The following is a 19,450-nucleotide window of genomic DNA, read 5'->3' as shown; positions in this document are numbered from 1 at the left end:
AACAGCGCCCTACTTCGCGTACTCGTAGAACCCCTCGCCGGACTTGCGGCCGAATTTTCCCTCGGCCACGAGCTTGGAGATGGACTCGTTGGGCTTGTCCTCCTCGGCCCCGGTTTCCTCGTAGGTGGCCTGGGCAATGAAATCGATGACGTCCAGGCCCACCATGTCCATGAGCTCGAACGGCCCCATGGGATGGCCCAGTCCGGTGCGGATCGCGCCGTCGATGTCTTCCTTGGAGGCGTAACCGTTCTCGTAGAGGAACAGGGATTCCTTGTTGATGGCGCCCATCACTCGGTTGGCAATGAACCCGGGAATCTCGCGATTGATGAGCACCGGTTCCTTGCCCATGCGGCGGGCCAGTTCCATGGTGACGTCCACGGTGTTGTCGCTCGTGGACTCGTGGCGAACCACTTCCACGCACTTCATGACCAGGGCGGGATTGAAGAAATGCATGTTGCACACCTGCTCCGCTCGCCCGCTGGCCTCGGCCACCTTGGACGAACCCAGGGTCGAGGAGTTGGTTGCGAGGATCGCGTGCTGCGGTGCCAGGGAACCCAGGGACTCGAAGATGCCGCGCTTGATGTCCAGGCGCTCGGTAGCGGCTTCGATCACGAAATCAGCGTCAGTGGCCGCGCGCTCGAGGTCCGTTTCCCACGCCAGGTTGGCCAGAGCGGCGGCGGCGGCGGATTGCTCGAGCTTGCCCTTGGCCACGCGGGACTCGGCCCAGCCGCCCATCTCGGCGGAGGCGGCGTCGAGCATGTCCTGGCTGATGTCCTGCACCGTGGTCCGGTACCCGGCCAGCGCGGCGGTCATTGCGATCTGGCGGCCCATGGCACCGGCGCCAATTACGGCGATCTTTTTGATGCTGTCAATGGTGATGCTCATGCGAAAGTCTCCCTCGAACTCGAACGCGGATTCGGACCCACATTCGGATGCGAATCCGGCACCGAAACGGGGGCGCCCGCGACGGAATCCGCCGCGAGCGCCGTGTGGAACGTGGTGATCAGCGGAAGGCCGGCTCGCCGGTGAGGTGCTGGCCGAGGATCAGGGTGTGGACCTCGTCGGTGCCCTCGTAGGTGCGCACGGACTCGAGGTTGTTGGCGTGGCGCAGCGGCGAGTAGTCCAGGGTGATGCCGTTGCCGCCCAGGATGGTGCGGGCCTCGCGCGCGATCGCGATGGCCTCGCGACAGTTGTTGAGCTTGCCCACCGAGATCTGGTGGTTCTGCAGCGTGCCGGCGTCCTTCATTCGGCCGATCTGCAGCGCGAGCAAGAAGCCCTTGTTGATTTCCAGGGCCATGTCCACGAGCTTCTGCTGCGTGAGCTGATAACCGGCCAGGGGCTTGTCGAACTGCATGCGCTGCTTGGAGTAGTCCAGGGCAGCCTCGAAGGAATCGCGAGCAGCACCCATGGCGCCCCAGATGATGCCGTAGCGTGCCTCGTTGAGACACGAGAACGGGCCGCGCAGGCCCTTGGCATCGGGAAGCATTGCGCTGGCAGGCAGGCGCACATCCGTCAGCTCGATCTCGCACTGGATGGACGCGCGCATCGACAGTTTGGGTTCGATGGGTGTGGCCTTGTAGCCGGCGGTGTCGGTGGGCACCACAAAACCGCGGATGCCGTCATCGGTTTGCGCCCAGATCACGGCCACCTTGGCCACGTTCGCCAGGCCGATCCAGCGCTTGGTGCCGTTGAGCACCCAGTCATCGCCGTCACGCTTGGCGTTGGTGGTCATCGAGGACGGGTCAGAGCCGGCGGTCGGCTCGGTCAGGCCGAAGCAACCGATCGCCTCACCGGCCGCCATCTGCGGCAACCACTCCTGTTTCTGCTCCTCCGAACCCCACTTGTAGATGGCGCTCATGGCCAGCGAACCCTGAACCGACACGAACGTGCGCAGACCCGAATCCCCGGCCTCCAGCTCCGCGCCGGCCAGGCCGTACTCCACAGCCGACCGACCCGCGCAACCGTAACCCTTGAGGTGCATGCCCAGCAGGCCCAACTTGGCCATTTCCGGCACGATCTCCAGCGGGAAATGGCCGTCCGCGAACCACTGGGCAATCTGGGGCTTGATCTGCGCGTTCACGAATTCGCGCACGCTCTGGCGCAGCTCGAGTTCCTCGGAAGTGAGCAGGGAATCGAAACTGATCAGATCTGAGGGATCCGTAGACAGCTCGGGGGTGGTCAAGGTGGTCATGGTGCTCCTTTGCATCATTGGTCATGCCGGTGTTGACGGGGCCCGGAGCAGACTGCGACCGCACCCGGTACGCTTTTGTGACTCACGGTACGCGGACAACGCCGCTCGCGAAACTTAACTGCGTCAGCCCCGGTATTTATATCGTTCGCCTAAGAAATTCGGTGGAGCCACTCCAGCACCGATTCCGTGTGCTCCCCGAGCTTCGGTGGTGCCACGGTGGGTGATGGGAGGGGCGGTTCCCAGGTCACGGGGTGCCGGAATTGTCGGCCCACGGTCTGCCCGGAGGCATCCTGAACGTCCACGGTGGGGTCGAGTCCGAGCTCTTCGGCCAGAGCCACACCGTCATCGATGCCACCCACCTTGCCCGCGGGCAGCCCCGCGCCCGTGAATACGTCCTCCCAGTGCTGGGCGGTGTGGGTCGAGAGGGCTTCTTCGAGCAGGGGAACCAGGGTCTCACGATGGGCCACCCGGGCTGAGTTGGTGGCGAAACGCTCATCCTCGGCAAGGTGGGGGACCCCCAACGCCGCGGCCATGCGCGCGAACTGACCGTCGTTGCCGATGGTCACCGCGAGCGGCCCGTCCGAGCACTTCAGCAACTGGTAGGGCACGATCGACGGGTGGTCGTTGCCCATGCGCGAGGGCACCTTGCCCGCACCCAAGTAGGCCTGACCCTGATTGACCAGTGCTCCCTGCAGGCTGGAGAGCAGGTTGATCTCCAAGTGGGCGCCGCGGCCACTGTTCCGTCGCCGGGCCTCCAGGGCGGACAGCACACCGATGGTCGTGTCCTTGGCACACAACACGTCCACCAGGGCCACGCCCGCCTTGTACGGAGATTCGGCGGGGCCCGTGATGCTCATGAGTCCACCGACCGCCTGCACCAGGAAGTCGTAACCGGCCAGATGACGGCCCCCGGCGGACCCGAACCCGGAGATCGAGGCGTAGATCAGTCCGGGGTTCTCGTCCCGTAGATCCTCGTAACCCAGCCCCAGTTTGGCCAGTCCACCGGGTTTGAAGTTCTCGACCAGCACGTCCGCCTTGAGAGCCAATTTTCGGGCGAGCGCGAGGTGCTCGGGATCCGTGAGGTCCAGCGCCACGGATTCCTTGTTGCGGTTGGCGGACTCGAAGTAGGTAGCTCCGGTCTCGGACCACGGCGGCCCCCAGGTGCGGGTGTCATCGCCCGCCCCGGGGCGTTCCACCTTGATGACGCGCGCGCCGAGATCCGCCAGTGTCATGGTGGCCAGCGGACCGGCGAGTACGCGCGAAAAATCGGCGACCAGAACGCCGTGGAGCGGGAGGGTGGTGCCGGGGTGTTCACCCGCCTGCCGCGTGGCGGTTTCCTGACCGTGCGTGGATTGGGACACTGGGCCTCCTTGCCGAGTTGTGGTTCACCCCACACTCTAAGGGGCGGCGGGGACGCGCATAACCCGCACCCACCCGCACTCGGCGCGCGCGGCGCGCGGTCACGCCAGCTCGCCCTGCGCCACCCGCGTCAGCACCCCGGTGAGCATGTCCAACCCGGCAAGCATGTCCTGGTCAGAGGTGAATTCGTACTCGTTATGCGTGATGCCCTGGTGCGAGGGGACGAACAACATCACCGCGGGCATCACGTCTTTCACGTTCGTGGAATCGTGGCCGGCCAGCGTCATGATCCGCGTGTACGGCAACCCCAGTTCCCGCACGACCTGCTCCGCGAGCGCCACACCCTCCGGTGCGTATTCCTTCACGTCCCACGCGTTGCGGCTCAGCGTCTCGATCGCAACGTTCGCCTCCGACGCCGCCGTGGTGACCTCCCGCGCGAAGGCCGCATCCGCGGCGTCGAGCCGGGCGGCGTCGGGGCTGCGTAGGTCGATCAGCAAGCGCGCCTCGCGCGCGACCGCGACGGGTGAATTGGGTAGGACCAGCAATTCGCCGCACGATGTGATCACGTTGTGTTCCACCGCGATCCGGCGCGCCGCCGCAATCAACAGGGAGGCGCCCAGCAGCGCGTCCTTGCGGTCCTCGATCAGGGTGGCGCCGGTGTGGGACTGCTCGCCGGTGACCAGGAATTCATACTTGCGCGCACCCCACGTGGCTTCCACCAGGCCGATGGTCTGCCCGTTCTCCTCCATGGACTTGCCCTGCTCGATGTGGATCTCCACGTACGCCGCCGCCTCGGGAATGCTCCCGCTGCCACGCTGGCCCAGGGTGTCGAGTGCGTTCCGCACGGTCACACCGTGAACGTCCTCGGTGGCCAGCGCGGTCTCCAGTTCGAGCTTGCCCGTGTACACCAGGCTTCCCATCATGGACGGCTTGAACCGGCAGCCTTCCTCGTTGAACCAGTTCACCACGCACAGGTTGTACGTCAGCTCCAACTCCCCCGCCGACGCCGCTCGGTGCAGTTCCGCGCACACCGTGGCCCCGGCGAGTACGCCGTAGGCGCCGTCGAACCGCCCGGCCCTGGGTTGGGAATCAAGGTGCGATCCGACCAGAACGTACGGGGCGCCGGGGTGAAGTTCGAATGTTCCGAACTGGTTCCCGATCTCGTCGTAGTGCACCGTGGCACCACGCGCCGCCAACCAGCCGGCGAACCACTGCCGGTTCAATCCGTCCGCGGCGGTGGCGGCCTGGCGTTCGACACCGCCGGAGTCCAGCCCGCCATTGCGGGACATGAGCTGGAAATCATGCAGGAACGACTGATGCGGTGCGGTCATGAGATCTCCCGGGGTAGGAACCAGTTGCGGTCATCGTACGCATGGGCGTGAGTGGCTCAGCGAGCGGAACGGTTGTCTCCCCAGAGTTTCTCGGTGCCGCTGACCAACAGGACACCGCAGCACATCCACACGGCCGCGGCAGGGCCCAACGGGGCAGCAACCACCCCGGCGAGCAGCGGGAGCACCACCTGCCCCAGACGGTTGCCCGTGAGCCGGACGGCCAGCGCGGAACCACGCCAGTTGGACGGCACGGACGTGGCGATCATGGTCATCGTCAACGGTTGCCCCAGTCCCAGGAGAAAACCGCCGATGGCCAAGAACACGGCCGTGATCCAGAAATGCTGAAACAACAAGGGCGGGATGATCAAGGTGATTCCAGCACCGAACAAGCACGTCAGCAGCAGTGCGCTCCGAGAAAAACGCCCTGACAACCACGGCAATAGCACTCGGGAGGCAATGGACGCCAAGCCTCTGACACCCAGCAGTACACCGACCACCGCGGGCGCCACGCCCGCTTCTTCACCAATGACCGGGAGGAACGCCGTGAGGATGTCCAGCATGGCCAGCAGGGACAGTGCAGCGAGCATGTGGGAGCCCACGCGGGGAACCTTGAGCACTCTGAGCACCGTGGGCTTTTCCGCCGAGACCTGGCCCACCTGGCCGGTGCACGGCTGGCCGGGCCGCGACGTCGTCGATCTGGGTGGTGTGAACCGGAAGATCAAGAGCGGCACGGCGAAAAGCGACAGTGCGGTGCCTATCCACAGGGCCTGATTGACGTCAGCCAAACGTTCTGCGGAATCAACCCCGGCGCTCCGACCCACCAACCAGCCGCCCAGCAAGGGGCCAATCATTTGCCCGGCGGAGAAGGCGGCGGTGAACCATCCGAAGCCCTTGTCCAAATCACGATCTGCGGCATAGCGGGCGATAGCGGCCTGCCCGCCGATGGTGAAACATAAGTGGCCCATGCCCAGCACCACACTGGCGGCCACGATGGCCCACACCGTGGGAGAGGCTGCCAGCAGTGCCCCACCGGCCACCAGCAACCCCACCCCGGCCAGCGTCAGGAGTTTTAATTGCGGGGCACGGTCCGAGTACCGACCGAGCCACACAGCGGTGAAGAGCGGGACCAGGGCGTAGGCGGCCGTGGTGAGACCAATGGTCACGGAATCCGCGTGCAGCGCGAGCAGCTTGTAGGAGGTGACCGGGCGTAACAGGTTCACCGTGGACTGGGTGAGCACCGCGCAGGCCACCAAGAGCCACAGCCACACCCCGGAACCGGATGGACGGTCGGAATCAGTCACACGCACCCACCCGTTTCCACCGTCTGCCGGTCATGACACCCGGTTGTGCCGCGGTCAAGCGCGGATCCGCTCCCTGATCCGACGCGCCAGCCGCGCGGTGCCTTCGGCCAGTTCCTCCGCGCGTTCGACGTCAGCGCTCAGCTCATCCCGCGTCGCGGGGTCTTTGAGCGAGGCCAGGTTGATCTCGATCGTCACCACGGCCGTGGCAATGGCGGCCCGGGTGGCCTCGGCGGCCGCGGCCACATCACTGAGAACGTTGGGGTTGACCCACGTCTCCAGCTCGCGGGTCAGTTCGAAGACCTCGGCGCCCACGCCCACGAGATCCCGCGGGGGCCGCGCGGCACCCACGGTGGCTTCCTGGATCGCACGGGAGCGCTCGGACTGTTCCCGGTCCGAGGCCTTGGGGAGTGCATACGCCGCGGAGAGAGCCCCGAACGCATCGGCGTCCGCGTCGGCCAGGCGCAGGGCCGCGGGAATGAGCTCCTCAGCGCGCCCTGCCGCGCGCCGGGCATCGTCGGCGTGCTCCGGGGCGGTGGTGTAGCGGGCGGACATACCGACCAGGGCCGCACCCAGCGCGAGTTGCAGAGCCGCGGCGGCGCCACCGCCCGGGGCGGGCTCATCCGAGGCCATGCGCTCGACGTAGGCCCTGATGTTCTGCGAGTCGATCACGGTCGCTCCTCCGGGATGCGGATCGGGTACGGATACGGCGGGACCCGAAGGCGGCCGCGGATGACGACACGAGTCTAGATGCTACAAAGCGCCACACGGGGTTTGCTGCCCCGGGCCTCAGGTCCCGCAGAAGGTGCGGTAGGGGCCGAAGCCCCCGGGTGCGGGTTCCGCGTAGCGTTGCAGCTCGGGGCGCTCGTGGTAGGGGTGGATCACGGCGTCCAGGAGCCGATCGAGCGGGCCCGTGTCGCCCTTCTCGGCGGCGGCGAGTGCCTCCTCGACCAGGTGGTTGCGAGGGATGTAGACAGGGTTGACCCGGTCCATGCGCTCCGCATCCGGGCCCAGGGCACGCCAGCGCTCGGCCCAGACATCGAAGGCCGCCGGATCCGTGAACATGCTCCGGGCGGATCCTGAGTCACCGCGGGCCACCGCTCCGAGACCCCGGAAGAACGAGGTGTAGTCCACCCGGTGCTCTCCCAGCAGGGTGACCATTTCGTCGATCAGCGGAGCGGTGACCTCACGGTCCAGAGCCTCGGGCAACCCGAGCTTGTCCCGCATACCCGCAGACCACGCGCTACTGTAGTGCGCCCGGAACGCCCCGAGCGCCTCGCTGAGCCGGGACACCGCGTCGTCCTGGTCGTCACCCATGAGGGGCAGGAGGGTCTCACCCAGACGCGCGAGGTTCCACTCCGCGACGAACGGCTGGTTGCCGTAGGAGTAGCGGCCGGTCTCGTCGATGGAGCTGTACACCGTCCGCGGGTCGAAGGCGTCCATGAAGGCGCACGGCCCGTAGTCGATGGTTTCCCCGGAGATGGTCATGTTGTCGGTGTTCATCACTCCGTGGACGAAACCCACGAGCATCCACTGCGCGACCAGCTCCGCCTGCGCGGCGACCACCGCCTCGAACAATGCGAGGTAAGGGTGCTCCGCGCTGGCGGTGTGGGGGTAGTGACGGTCGATCGCGTGGTCCGCGAGCCGGCGCAGCAGGTCGACATTGCCCGTGGCGCGGGCGTACTGGAAACTGCCCACCCGCAGGTGGCTGCTCGCGACCCGCGTCAGCACGGCTCCGGGGAGCAAGGTGTCGCGACGTACCCGTTGCCCAGTGCCGACCACGGCCAGGGAACGTGTCGTGGGGACACCCAGCGCGTGCATGGCCTCGCTGACGACGTATTCGCGCAGCATGGGCCCCACGGCAGCCAGTCCGTCGCCGCCGCGCGAGAACGGGGTGGGGCCGGAGCCTTTGAGGTGGATGTCCCTCAGCCGGCCGGCGGTATCGGTGATCTCGCCCAGCAGCAACGCGCGGCCGTCACCGAGGCGCGGGGAGAACCCGCCGAACTGGTGCCCGGAATACGCCTGCGCCACCGGTGCGGCACCCTGCGGGACGAGGTTCCCGACCAGCAGGCGCAACCCGTCGGAGGTGCGCAACCACCCCGGGTCCAGACCCAGGTCAGCGGCCAAGGGTTCGTTGAGCACGAGCAGGCGCGCGTCGGGCACCTCCCGGCCGTGCCAGGGGACGGCCATTTCGTTGAGTTCCCGGGCGAACCGGTCACCGAGGACAACGGTGGGGTCGGGTGCAGTGCTCACGCCTCCAGCCTACTCGCGCCCCTGATCGTGGGCTCGGAGTGCCGGATCACCGCCCCCGCCTGGGAACAATCAGAACGATCAGGCGGGCAGGTCGCGGCGCAGCCTGCGCTGCCCCGCGAGCAGCCTCGCCCGGACGGCGGGGGTCGTCGCGGCGTCCACGGCCGTGGCGGCGAGCCCGTAGGCGCCGTCGAGCACGGCGCGGTCCCCGTCGGGTCCGCCCGCGTGGGCGGCGAAGGCTTCGTTGTGGACGGGAACATCCGCGCAGATCTGAATCGTGGGGTGGATGGTCGGGAACCGCAGGGACACGTTGGCCATGTCCGTGGAGCCGCCGCGGGTGTCCGCCGGGAGCGGCTCGCGCCCGCGGCTGCGGAGGTTCTCCGTCCAGAGGGCCTCGAGCCCGGTGTCGGATTCCATGTGGGAGTATGAACGACCGACCTGTTGCAGGTCCAGGGAACAACCGGTGGCCAGCGCCCCGGCCTCGAGACAGCGGCGCAGCGTCTCATCAACCCGTTCCAGGGACGCCAGGGTGTGCGCGCGGGTCATGAACATTCCGGAGGAGTTACCGGGGATGACGTTGGGGGCGTCCCCGGCCCCGGTGAGCATCGCGTGGACCTGCTGGTCCGGCTCGAGTTGTTGACGGGCCAGGCCGATCGCCGTGTTGGCGATGACCATGGCATCGAGGGCGTTGATACCGTCCCAGGGCATGGCGGAGGCATGGGCGCTGCGCCCGGTGTAGGCGGCGGTGTACCCGGCGCAGGCCATGGGAAGCATGTTCGAGCGTTCCTGGTTCATGGGGTGGACCATCATGGCCAGGTGGGTGCCCTCGAACTCGCCCTGCTCGAGCATGACGATCTTACCCCCGCCGTTCTCCTCGGCGGGGGTGCCCAGCAGCCGGACGGTGACGCCGATCTCCTCGGCGATCTCGGCCAGGGCCAGGAACGCCCCGAGCCCGGCGGCGGCGATGACGTTGTGCCCGCATGCGTGGCCGACGCCGGGCAGCGCGTCGTACTCCGCGCACACCGTCACCACCAGCTCACCCGTGCCGGCCTCGGCGCGCACCGCCGTGGGCAGGGCACCGAGGCCTTGCTGGACCCGCGCTCCGCGGCCGCTCGCGGACTCCTCCGCCAACCAGCCGGAGGCCTTGACCTCCTCCCAGCCCAGCTCCGGGTTCCGATGGAGCCGGTGGCTGAAGTCCAAGAGCTGTTCCCGGCGCTCGTCGAGGTGCTCGACGATGCGTTGCTTGAGCGCGCTGCTGGCGGTCGTGGTGGTCTTTGTCATGGGGTCCGTTCTTTCGGGGCGGTGGGACCGGGCGGGTGCCCGACCCCCGCGGGGGGGTCGAGGCACCGTGTGGCATGTCAGTGGCGCAGATCCTTGGCTCTCGTCTCCGGCAGTGTGGCGGCCACGACAACCGAGACCACCAGCAGCACGATGACGTAGAAGGAGAAAGCGCCCACGGAGTAGGTGGTGCTGACCCAGTTCTGCAGGTACGGCGCGGTGCCGCCGAAGATCGCCACGGCGAACGAGTAGGGCACGGCCACGCCGATGGTGCGGATGCGGGTGGGGAACAGCTCGCTGAACACGGCCGGGGTGATAGCGAGGACCGATCCCATGAGAATCAGCATGATCGTGGCTGGCACGAACAGGGACAGGAAGGACTGTCCCACCATGGCGTTGAGGGGGAAGAACAGCAGGGCCGGGACCACGTTGCCGAGGATCAGCAACGGCTTGCGCCCGATCCGGTCCGAGAGCGCGCCCCAGAACGGCAGCGTGCAGATGAGAATCAGATTGGCCAGCAGACTCGCTTGCAGCGCCGTGCCCTGGGCCATGCCGTGGACCACGACGGCCTGCTGGATGGCGGATACGGACCACACGTAATAGCAGACGGTGCCGCCCACCGACAAGCCAATGACGCGCAGGGCGCTGCGCCAGTGACGCCGGATCTCCGGCAACATCCGGGGCCTGTCGGCTTTGCGCTCCTCGGTGAAGTGCTGCGTCTCGTGCATCGTGGAGCGGGCGATGACCGCCCACAGCCCCATGAGGGCACCCACCGCGAAGGGAATGCGCCAGCCCCATGCGGCCATGGCCTCGGCGGCGAGAACGAGGTCGAGGAGCACCCCCATGAGGATGCCGATCAGGATGCCGGCGGTACCGGAGACGTAAATGAGCGAGGACCACTTGCCTCGGCGTTCCCGCGGGGCCGCTTCGGCGATATAGGCCTGCGCCGTGGGCATCTCGCCACCGTGGGCGAGGCCCTGGAGGACGCGGGCCAGGAGCAGGATCGCGGCGGCCCAGAAACCGATGGACTCGTAGGAGGGCACCACGGCGATCAGCAGGGAACCGAGAGAGGCGGATCCCACGGTGGAAACCATGGACGACTTGCGGCCGAAGCGGTCCGACATCCAGCCGAAGAGGAAGCCTCCCAGCGGGCGGAAGACGAAACCGACGGCGAACACGGCCATGGCACCCAGGATCGCGGCCACCGGATCCTCAGGGTTGAAGATCTCGCCGGCGAAGTAGATCGCGAAGGTGGCGTAGATACCCCAGTCGTACCACTCGAGGGCGTTGCCGATGCCGGTGTTGAACAGGGTCTTGCGCGTCGACTGCGGAGCAGCGACGGGCGACGGCGTGGTGTGGGCGCCGGTAGCGGTGGAGCTCATGGGCGGGATCCTGACGGTCGAGGGTTCGGGGCACGGCCGACACATTCTGAAGCTTTTGTGCGACTGCCTGAAAATAGTGTGATCTATAACTCACTCGATGGCTAGACTTCCGCAAAAAATTGCATTGATTATTCCCATTACAAAAATTGTCTGCACCCTGGCACGCCCGGGATCGTCCGGTCAGTTAGGATCGTCATGAGGAGAAACCGGAGGACCCATGACAGAGCGCCACCACGAGGACCCGGGACTGTCCGAGCAGGACCTCGCGTTGGTCAACGTCCTGCAGTGGGCGCCTCGCATCACGTGGGGCGACGCCGGGGAGATCCTGGGCGCGCACCCCACGACACTCGCAACTCGCTGGGAACGGCTCCGGGAAACCGGTGCCGCGTGGCTGACCGCGCAACTCGACATCTCCGACACCCCGGCCGGGCTCGCCTTCGTGGAGCTGTCCTGCCGTCCCGGTACGCGGGGGGACGCCCTGGCCGAACTCGTGGCGATGCCCGAGGTACTGTCCGTGGACGCTTTCTCCGGGGATCCTGACATCGGGCTCACCGTGGTGACGCAGGACCTCGCCGCGCTCAGCGAGCTGGTCGAAGAGCGGATCTCCCCGGTGGCGGGCGTCGGCGGGATCCGGGTCATGCTCTCCTCCCACCTGCACGTGGCCGGGCACCGGTGGCGGCTCGATGTCCTGGACTCGGAGCAGCTCGCGCAGGTGCAGTCGGTGGCCGCGCGGGAACAGGAGGAACTGCCCCGGCGGGCATCGTTGCAGGAGGAGCACCGGGCGGTCGTGGAGGTGCTCATGCGCGACGCCCGCGCCAGCGCCGCCGAGATCGCCCGGCTCACCGGACTGCACCCGGCCACCGCGCGGCGCCACCTGCAGAAGGTACTGGCCAGCGGGATGCTCAACCTGCGCTGCGATGTGGCCTAGCCCCTGGCCGGCTTCCCGCTCACCGTTCAGTGGTTCACCCGCCTGGATGCCGCAGAGCACGCGGCCGCCGCCGAGCGGCTGGCCGAGGACTCCCGCACACGGGTTTTGGCCTCGGTGACTGGTCGCGCCAACTTCTTGGTGGTGATGTGGCTGAGCTCCGTGGCACACGTTCTGGAGACCGAGCAGCGAATCCAGGAGTTGGTACCGGGCATCGAAATCCAGCAGTCGGTGATCTCTTTGCGTCCCGTGAAGCGCCTGGGGTGGGTCCTGGACCCACGAGGCGGTGCCAGCGAGCGGTTCATCGTCCCGGAACTGCCCTTGAGCTGAGGTTCCTGCTGACTCGGTCTTACCGGTTCAGGAACGAGGTGAGGGTGGCGCCAAGGATACGGGTGCCCTCGGCAATCTTCTCCTCGGTGGGGTGACAGTAGGAGAGTCTGGCCTCCCGGTGCCCGCGTCCGTCGGTGTAAAACGCGGTGCCGGGGACAAAGACCACACCCTGGTCGATGGCGGCCAAGCACAGCTCGTAGGAATCCACACCCTCCGGGAGACTCAGCCAGCAGTAGAATCCGCCCCGCGGCACGTTCCAGGTGACACCTTCCGGCATGTGCTCCTGGAGCCCGCGCACCATGGCCTCGGCGCGCCTGGCATAGAGCGCCCGGTAGTGCTCGAGCACGGCCTGCCAGTCGGTGTCCCGCAGGTAGGCGGCAACGATCTCCTGCGTGAGCACGGAGGGGTTCAGCACCGCAGCCTCGGCCTGCAGCCCGAAGGGACGGGCCAGGGAGGACGGCAGCACGGTCCAGCCCACGCGCGGGCCGGGGGCGAACATCTTGGAGAACGAGCCGAGGTAGACCACGTTCGGGTCGTCGGCGCGCATCGCTCGGGCGGGCGTCCCATCGAAGCCGAGCAGGCCGTAGGGGTTGTCCTCCGCCACGAGCACATGGGCGTCCGCGCAGATCTGTCGGACGCGGTCGCGGCGCTCCTGCGACAGCATCGTCCCGCCGGGGTTCTGGTAGCTGGGAATGGTGTAGAGAAATTTGATCGCCCGCCCCTGCCCCTGGAGGCGTGCAATGGTGCGCTCGAGCTCGTCGGGCAGCAGACCCTGATCATCCGAGGGGACATGCACGACCTCGGCCTGCGCCCCGGTGAAGACGGCCAGGGCGCCCGAGTAGGAGGGCGATTCGGCCAAGACCACGTCTCCCGGGTCGACAAGAATACGGGTCAGCAAATCCAGGCCGTTCTGGGATCCGGTGGTGACCACAACGTCGTCGGGGGCGGCGTTGTCGATGCCCTCGAGCCGCATGAGCCCCAGGATCTGTTCCTTGAGCCCGGGGGTTCCGGTGCTCGCCCCGTACTGCATGACCTCGGGGCCCCGCTCACGCAACAGACCGGCAGCGATGTCGGCCAGCTGATCGTAGGGCAGGGCACCGAGCTCGGGCAGCCCGGAGGCGAAGGAGATCATGCCGGGACGGGCGGACATGGCAAAAACCTTGCGAACCTCGGAGGCCTTCGCATTGCGCACGCCCGTGGCGCAGTGCTCAAGACCGAACCCGAGAGCGGTGTTGTGGTCGGTATCGGTGGTGTGGGACATGGTGGGGCTCCTGGGAGGGGGTCGGTCAGTTCGCGGAGGGCAGCATGAGGGCGCGGTCAACCTTGACATGGACCACGGCCAGCCGGCCGGAGCGCACAGCGTTCACGGCGGCGGTGATCGTCTCCTCGATGGCGTCGTCGTCGTCGAGGACGGCGCCGAACGCGCCATAGCCGGCGGCGAGGGCGGCGAAGTCGGGGTTGACCAGTTGTGTTCCGGAGACGCGGCCCGGGTAGTGGGCTTCCTGATGGGAGCGAATGGTGCCGTACTGGCCGTTGTCCATCACGAGGACCAGGGCCTTTGCCCCGTACTGCACGGCGGTGGCCAGTTCTTGGCTGTTCATCTGGAATTCCCCGTCCCCGGCGACCGCGACGACGAAACGCTCGGGCCGGGTGAGGGAGACGGCGGCCGCGGCGGGGATGCTGTAGCCCATGGTGCCGTTGCGCACCGAGAACTGGGAGGGGTAGACGGTGGAGGGGAAGTAGTAGTGCGCCCACGCCGTGTGGTTGCCGGAGCCGTACGCCACGGCGGCGTCGGCGGGTAAGTGCCGGCGGATCTCGGCCATGACCCTCGTCATGTTGGCCGTGCCCGGCCGGTTCGCCCCGGGCTGCTCCGGAATCGCGACCGTGCGGGCGTGGTCCTCCGCCGCGGCGCGGACCCACGCGTTCCAGTCCGCGTGATCACCCAGCGTCAGGTTCTCGACAGCCCGGCCGAAGGCCACGGGGCTGGCCAGGAGGTGGCGGGTGACCGCCCCGGAGTGCTGTCGCAGGGAGGGGTCGATGTTGACGACCCAGTTCACGGCCGCAGGGTCCTGGCGCAGGGTGAAGCCGTCGGTGGGGACGTCGGAGAGGGTTCCGCCGACCACCACTAGAACGTCCGCCCGCTCCAGCACCTCGCAGGTCGCGGCGGCCCGGCCATAGCCGAGCTCGCCGGCGTTGACCGGGGAGTCCCAGGGGACACGGTCGGCGGCCCGCCAGTCAGAGAGTACCGGGATCCTGTTGGCCTCGGCGAAGCGGGTCACCTGGACGGCGGCCTCAGGAGTCCAGCGGGGCCCACCCACGAGCAGGGCCGGGCGGTGTGCGCCTTCGAGGGCCGCGGTGAGCTCGGCGAGCTCCTCCGCGCTGACGGCGCCCTCGGTGACGGGCACGGGCGGGTGGACGGGGCTGTCGACCACCTGGGCCAGGATGTCCTCAGGCAGGCCGACGACGACGGGACCTGGTCGGCCCGAGGTCGCCGCGAAGAAGGCCTGCGCCACGATTTCGGACGCCCGGGCGGCTTCGTCCAGCACGAACACGCGCTTGGCCTGGGTGCCGAACCAGGCGTGGGGGTCGAACTCCTGGAACGCCTCCTTCATGCGGTGGCCGAACGGGATCAGGCCGACGAACAGCACCAACGGGGTGGAGTCCTGCCACGCCAGATGGATACCCACAAAAGCATTGGCAGCGCCGGGCCCGCGGGTGACCATCGCCACGCCGGGCCGGCCGGTTGCCTTACCGACCGCCTCGGCCATGTAGGTCGCACCGCCCTCCTGGCGGCACACGACGTTCTCAATCCCGGACCCGTAGAGTCCGTCGAGCAGATCCAGGTAGCTCTCCCCGGGCACGGAGAAGACCCGCTCGACGCCGTGGACTTTCAGTGATTCGACGATCAAATGGCCTGCGGACTGGGTGGTCATGGTGCTCCTTGGTCTCGTCCCCCGCCTCGCCGGCGGAGGGGGGAAAGTCTGCGTGGTGCGGGCCGCACGATCGTGGTACCGCGGAATTGTAGGGTCTCAGTCGAGAGAGCCGTGGACAAGGTCGCCACCGACGACGGTGGCGATCACTTGGACGTCCTCGATGTGCTGCGGGTTCACCTCGTGGAGGTCCTCGGAGAGCACCACGAAGTCGGCCAGCATGCCGGGGGCCAGGGTGCCGATGTCCTGCTCACGGTGCACGGCCCAGGCGCTGTGCACCGTGTACGCGCGCACGGCCTGCTCGACCGTGATGCGCTCCTCGGGTCCGAACTCGGCCCCGGAGCTGGTGCGGCGGTTGACCATGTCGTGGATGTTCAGCAGTGGTCGATCATCGACGACGGGTGCGTCGGTCGAGGCCGGGGCCTTGATACCGGCCTCGAGCAGGGACCGCATCCGGTAGGCCAGCGGGGTGCGCGCGGGACCCAGCGCCCGGGCCACGCCGTCTCCCAGCTCCCGGACAAAGCGCCCCTGGGACACCGGGACCACACCCAGGGCCACACAGCGGTCGATCTGTTCGTCGCTGGCCACCCCGAGATGCTCTATGCGGTGACGCGGATCCGGTCGCGGGTGCCGTTCCTGCGCCTCGGCGATGATATCGAGAACCAGGTCCACGGCACCGTCACCGATGGCGTGGACGGCCAGCTGCCAACCGTCACGGTGGGCAGCGATCAGTCGGGTGCGCAGGTACTCCGGGGCGAACTGGAGCAGTCCCCGGTTGGACGCGCCTTGCTCCGCGTCGAGGGCGTAGTCCGCGCACATGAACGCGGAGCGACCGATGAGGGAGCCGTCGGACAGTACCTTCACGGGGCCGATCCGCAACCGGTCGTCGCCAAGACCGGTATGCATCCCGAGGTCCAGCCCGAAGGGCCGGCCCTCGGTCGGCAGCTCTTGGGCCACCGTGCGGCCGGTGGGATCCACGGGGTGGAGCGTGGTCAGGTAGGGCATCACGGTCATCCGCACGCCCAGCCGGCCCTGTTCGCGGGCGAGCTGGAACGCGGCGAGATCGGTGACGCACTGGCCGATGTGGGCGGGCGCCCCGATGCCCGGCTCGGTGGCGGAGGTGATGCCGTGGGCGAGCAACTGGTCACAGGCCGCGGCGATCTGATCCGCGACCTGCTCAGTGGTCTTCGCCGGGATCGCGTCGGTGACGAGGGCCTTGGCCGTCTCCTGCAGCAGGCCCAGGGCTCGACCTTCGGCGTCGAGAGGAACGCCGCCTCCCTCCGGGACCCGGAACCCGGTACGTTCGGGCAGGCCGGCCGCGGCGAAGGCCGCGGTGTTCGCCACGCCCATGTGCCGGGAGTTGTGCCACAGCCACACCGGGTGATCCGGGGCGACGGCGTCGAGTTCGGCCGCGGTGGGGTGCGCACCGTCGTCGAAGCAGTTCTGGTCGTATCCGGCGCCGACGACCCACTCCCCGACGGACACACTTGCCGCCCGTTCGCCCACGGCGGCCAGTAGATGTGCACGAGTGGGGGCGACCTCGGGGCGCAGATCCACCTGGACCAGGGCCTCTCCGACGAAGCTCACGTGGCAGTGCGCATCGTTGAAACCCGGGAGCACGGGCGCCCCGCCGAGGTCCACGACCCGGTCGAACGCGGAGGCAGGCAGGTCGTCATCCAGGCTCACGACACGACCGTGGTGGATGCCGAGGCTGTGGGCCATGGGGCGGTCCTCGTCCTGGGTGCGGATCCGTCCGTTCGTGAAGATCACGTCGAGCGCCATGGTCGCCGTCCTCTCGTTGTCGTGCTGGTGCCGGTGAATGCAAGCGGCGGAACGCCGCGCCACGGAGCGTCCCGCCCCGGGTCCGGCAACCGATCCGGATTAGTTCAATATCAGCACAAATATTTGTACCTGTGAAGCCTTTGAGACTTTTTTAGCTCATATCGGTCGAATACGTGGACGACGCTCATGGCCTGTGTCACCCTATAAGCCACATCATTTCCGCTCGAAGGAGACCCGTATGCCCATCCACCCGGACGCGCCGGTGACCGGCGCGATCAGCATGTACAAGGATCGGGGTGACGCCGGGTACAAACACTCCCTGGGCAACTTCCAGATCCAGATGATCGCGATCGGCGGCGCCGTCGGTGTCGGGCTTTTTCTTGGCATCGGGGATCGCCTGGCGACCGCCGGACCCGCGCTGGTGCTCTCGTACCTGGTCGTCAGCGTGGTCGTCTACCTGTTGATGCGCGCTCTGGGCGAGATGGTCATCTACCGCCCCACCACCGGGGCCTGGGTCTCCTACGCCCGTGAGTTCGTCTCCAACCGGTTCGCGTTCATCACCGGGTGGATCTACGTCTTCCTGGCGGCGATTGCCGGGGTCGGGGAGATCTCGGCCCTGGCCGTGTACGTGCAGTACTGGTGGCCGGCGATGCCCGGTTGGATCCCGTCGCTGGTGGCGGCGCTGGTGATCGTGGCCGTCAACCTGCTCAGCGTCCGATGGTTCGGGGTCGTTGAGCTCTGGGCCTCGGCGATCAAGGTCCTGGCCATCATGCTCTTCCTCGCGGCCGGGCTCGTCCTGATCGTTGCGGGCGACGTCTTCGGTGCGCCCACCCAGGCATCGTTGACGAATCTGTGGGCCGGCGGTTTCGCGCCCCACGGCGCCCTACCCTTGGTCATCGTGCTGGCCGGGGTGGTTTTCTCCTTCTCGGCGATCGAGGTCGTCGGTGTTTCCGCTGGTGAGGCGAGAGATCCGCAGGCGTCCATGCCACGGGCCATCCGGTCCGTGGTGCTGCGCATCGCCTTGTTCTACATCGGATCCATCCTGGTGCTCTCGATGCTCTTACCGACCTCGCAGTATTCCGGCTCCGAGTCCCCCTTCGTGACCGCACTGGCGTCACTGAACATCCCGGCGCTGGCCGGGATCATGAATTTCGTGGTCCTGACCGCAGCGATCTCCGGTGTCAATGCGACCCTGTACGCCTGTGTGCGGCTGCTGCGCAATCTCGCAGCCCACGGGCAGGCACCCAGGGTCACCTCCACGGTCTCCCGCCGTGGCGTGCCCTCCGGCGCTCTCATCACCATCCTGGGGGTCTATCTGGCCGGGATCATCATGATCTACTTCCTGGGCGCCTCCCACGCCTTCGAGGTCGTTCTCAGCGCCTGCGCGGTCTTCATCCTCTTCGGTTGGATCTCTATCTTCGTTTCCCATCTGGGCTATCGACGCGCGGTCGCCCGGGGCGACGCCCACGCCGTCGGCTTCCGGATGCCCGGCGCCCCGATCACCAACTGGGTCTGCCTCGTGTTCCTCGTGGCCGTGGCCGGGTACATGATGTTCGACGTCCGGAATCCCCACTGGTACTACAGCCTGATCGCGGGCGTGCTGATTCTCGTGGGCACCAATATCGGCTACGAGATCTCCCGCCGCCGGGTCGACAAGCACGGCCTGCCCCACCTCACCGACCGCAGCCACTGAAGTGCACATCACCCGGGGAGCTCCGCGAAGAACTCGGGAATGAGACCTGACCGACGTCGAAAATGAACTGGAACTCGCCGCAGGGTCGTGCCGTGTGGTTCACCGCCCCCGCAATGGAAAGCGTTCCACCTCGTGATGCAGTGCTCCCCCGCCCCGGCCCTCACCCAGCACCGAGGCCATCAACCTGATGTCGCTGACGGTCCATTCGGGGCCCTTGTACACGGACAGCGCGTGCACCACGTCCGACAGCTCGGGAGAGGGGCGCGCAATGGTGCGCGAGCGGCGCCGTTGTTCGCGGGCCTTGCGAGTCCGCTCGGCGCGGGACATACGCGCCACCGTGAGGTGGGCTCTTTGCCGGGCGCGCTCCTCCTCATGGAGAGAGCAGGCCCGCATGAGGTCGACCATGCGATCGGATTGGCCGCCCAGCCCCAGCCACAGCGTGGTCCCGGAGAACGACCCGGCCCCTCGCAAGCACGAGGTGAACGGCGCGGTCTCGCGGGCGACGCCGCTCAGATGCTCCGCGAGGTCGGGCAGCGCGCCCTCGGGCTGATCACCGTAGAAACCGAGCGTGACGTGCCACTGCTCTGGATCAGCCCAGCGCAGGGCCGTGCCCGTGATCTCTCGGACCTCACGCAGGGCACCGCACAAGTGCTCGCGCGCGGTCCTCGTGGGATAAACAGCCGCAAACAGCCTCATGACCC

Annotated in this window: 16 protein-coding genes; 3 read left to right on the top strand and 13 right to left on the bottom strand. The window is 67.6% G+C overall.

Going from position 1 to position 19,450, the window contains the following annotated elements; translation table 11 throughout:
* Positions 1-9: 9 nt before the first annotated feature.
* The 9 genes from AC3ENJ_RS07830 to AC3ENJ_RS07790 all read right to left on the bottom strand — a co-directional run bounded on the left by AC3ENJ_RS07830 (position 10) and on the right by AC3ENJ_RS07790 (position 11,089).
* Positions 10-885, bottom strand: coding sequence for a 3-hydroxyacyl-CoA dehydrogenase family protein (locus AC3ENJ_RS07830; RefSeq protein WP_431813633.1), 876 nt, complete (start codon positions 883-885; stop codon positions 10-12).
* 118 nt (positions 886-1,003) lie between these two features.
* Positions 1,004-2,191 carry an acyl-CoA dehydrogenase family protein gene (locus AC3ENJ_RS07825; protein WP_431813632.1) on the bottom strand — a complete coding sequence of 396 codons (1,188 nt, stop codon included), beginning with the start codon at positions 2,189-2,191 and terminating at the stop codon, positions 1,004-1,006.
* Positions 2,192-2,340: 149 nt separating this feature from the next.
* Positions 2,341-3,552: a CaiB/BaiF CoA transferase family protein gene (locus tag AC3ENJ_RS07820; protein WP_431813631.1), complete on the bottom strand. Its 1,212-nt coding sequence runs from the start codon at positions 3,550-3,552 to the stop codon at positions 2,341-2,343.
* 99 nt (positions 3,553-3,651) lie between these two features.
* Positions 3,652-4,881, bottom strand: a complete 1,230-nt coding sequence (locus AC3ENJ_RS07815) for a M20 family metallo-hydrolase (protein WP_431813630.1) — start codon at positions 4,879-4,881, stop codon at positions 3,652-3,654.
* 56 nt (positions 4,882-4,937) lie between these two features.
* On the bottom strand, positions 4,938-6,182 hold the full coding sequence (locus AC3ENJ_RS07810; protein ID WP_431813629.1) for an MFS transporter: 1,245 nt from the start codon (positions 6,180-6,182) through the stop codon (positions 4,938-4,940).
* A gap of 54 nt (positions 6,183-6,236) precedes the next feature.
* Positions 6,237-6,851 (bottom strand): cyclodeaminase/cyclohydrolase family protein, encoded by a 615-nt coding sequence (locus tag AC3ENJ_RS07805; protein WP_431813628.1) that lies wholly within the window; start codon positions 6,849-6,851, stop codon positions 6,237-6,239.
* A gap of 117 nt (positions 6,852-6,968) precedes the next feature.
* A complete protein-coding gene (locus AC3ENJ_RS07800; RefSeq protein ID WP_431813627.1) occupies positions 6,969-8,432 on the bottom strand; it encodes a protein adenylyltransferase SelO in 1,464 nt (487 codons plus the stop codon).
* A gap of 78 nt (positions 8,433-8,510) precedes the next feature.
* Positions 8,511-9,710 carry a M20 family metallopeptidase gene (locus tag AC3ENJ_RS07795; protein ID WP_431813626.1) on the bottom strand — a complete coding sequence of 400 codons (1,200 nt, stop codon included), beginning with the start codon at positions 9,708-9,710 and terminating at the stop codon, positions 8,511-8,513.
* A 77-nt stretch (positions 9,711-9,787) separates the two neighbouring features.
* Positions 9,788-11,089 (bottom strand): MFS transporter, encoded by a 1,302-nt coding sequence (locus AC3ENJ_RS07790; RefSeq protein WP_190806503.1) that lies wholly within the window; start codon positions 11,087-11,089, stop codon positions 9,788-9,790.
* A 217-nt stretch (positions 11,090-11,306) separates the two neighbouring features.
* Between AC3ENJ_RS07790 and AC3ENJ_RS07785 the strand changes: the two genes are divergently transcribed.
* Both AC3ENJ_RS07785 and AC3ENJ_RS07780 read left to right on the top strand, forming a co-directional pair.
* Positions 11,307-12,017 carry an Lrp/AsnC family transcriptional regulator gene (locus AC3ENJ_RS07785; RefSeq protein WP_431813625.1) on the top strand — a complete coding sequence of 237 codons (711 nt, stop codon included), beginning with the start codon at positions 11,307-11,309 and terminating at the stop codon, positions 12,015-12,017.
* A gap of 105 nt (positions 12,018-12,122) precedes the next feature.
* Positions 12,123-12,344: a hypothetical protein gene (locus AC3ENJ_RS07780; RefSeq protein WP_431813624.1), complete on the top strand. Its 222-nt coding sequence runs from the start codon at positions 12,123-12,125 to the stop codon at positions 12,342-12,344.
* Positions 12,345-12,363: 19 nt separating this feature from the next.
* On the opposite strand, the gene AC3ENJ_RS07775 is transcribed toward AC3ENJ_RS07780, so the two are convergent.
* The 3 genes from AC3ENJ_RS07775 to AC3ENJ_RS07765 all read right to left on the bottom strand — a co-directional run bounded on the left by AC3ENJ_RS07775 (position 12,364) and on the right by AC3ENJ_RS07765 (position 17,056).
* Positions 12,364-13,605: an aminotransferase-like domain-containing protein gene (locus AC3ENJ_RS07775; RefSeq protein WP_223841710.1), complete on the bottom strand. Its 1,242-nt coding sequence runs from the start codon at positions 13,603-13,605 to the stop codon at positions 12,364-12,366.
* A 25-nt stretch (positions 13,606-13,630) separates the two neighbouring features.
* Positions 13,631-15,277 (bottom strand): thiamine pyrophosphate-dependent enzyme, encoded by a 1,647-nt coding sequence (locus AC3ENJ_RS07770; RefSeq protein ID WP_190806501.1) that lies wholly within the window; start codon positions 15,275-15,277, stop codon positions 13,631-13,633.
* Positions 15,278-15,373: 96 nt separating this feature from the next.
* Positions 15,374-17,056, bottom strand: a complete 1,683-nt coding sequence (locus AC3ENJ_RS07765) for an amidohydrolase (protein WP_190806500.1) — start codon at positions 17,054-17,056, stop codon at positions 15,374-15,376.
* 238 nt (positions 17,057-17,294) lie between these two features.
* On the opposite strand from AC3ENJ_RS07765, the gene AC3ENJ_RS07760 reads away from it, so the two are divergent.
* Positions 17,295-18,749: an amino acid permease gene (locus AC3ENJ_RS07760; RefSeq protein WP_190806499.1), complete on the top strand. Its 1,455-nt coding sequence runs from the start codon at positions 17,295-17,297 to the stop codon at positions 18,747-18,749.
* 99 nt (positions 18,750-18,848) lie between these two features.
* Here AC3ENJ_RS07760 and thpR read toward each other — a convergent pair whose 3' ends face one another.
* Entirely contained in the window at positions 18,849-19,445 is a 597-nt protein-coding gene (gene thpR / locus AC3ENJ_RS07755; protein WP_190806498.1) for an RNA 2',3'-cyclic phosphodiesterase, read from the bottom strand.
* Positions 19,446-19,450: the final 5 nt, after the last annotated feature.

The organism is Kocuria sp. cx-455 (assembly GCF_057707085.1).
This window is presented reverse-complemented; position numbering and strand designations above follow the sequence as displayed.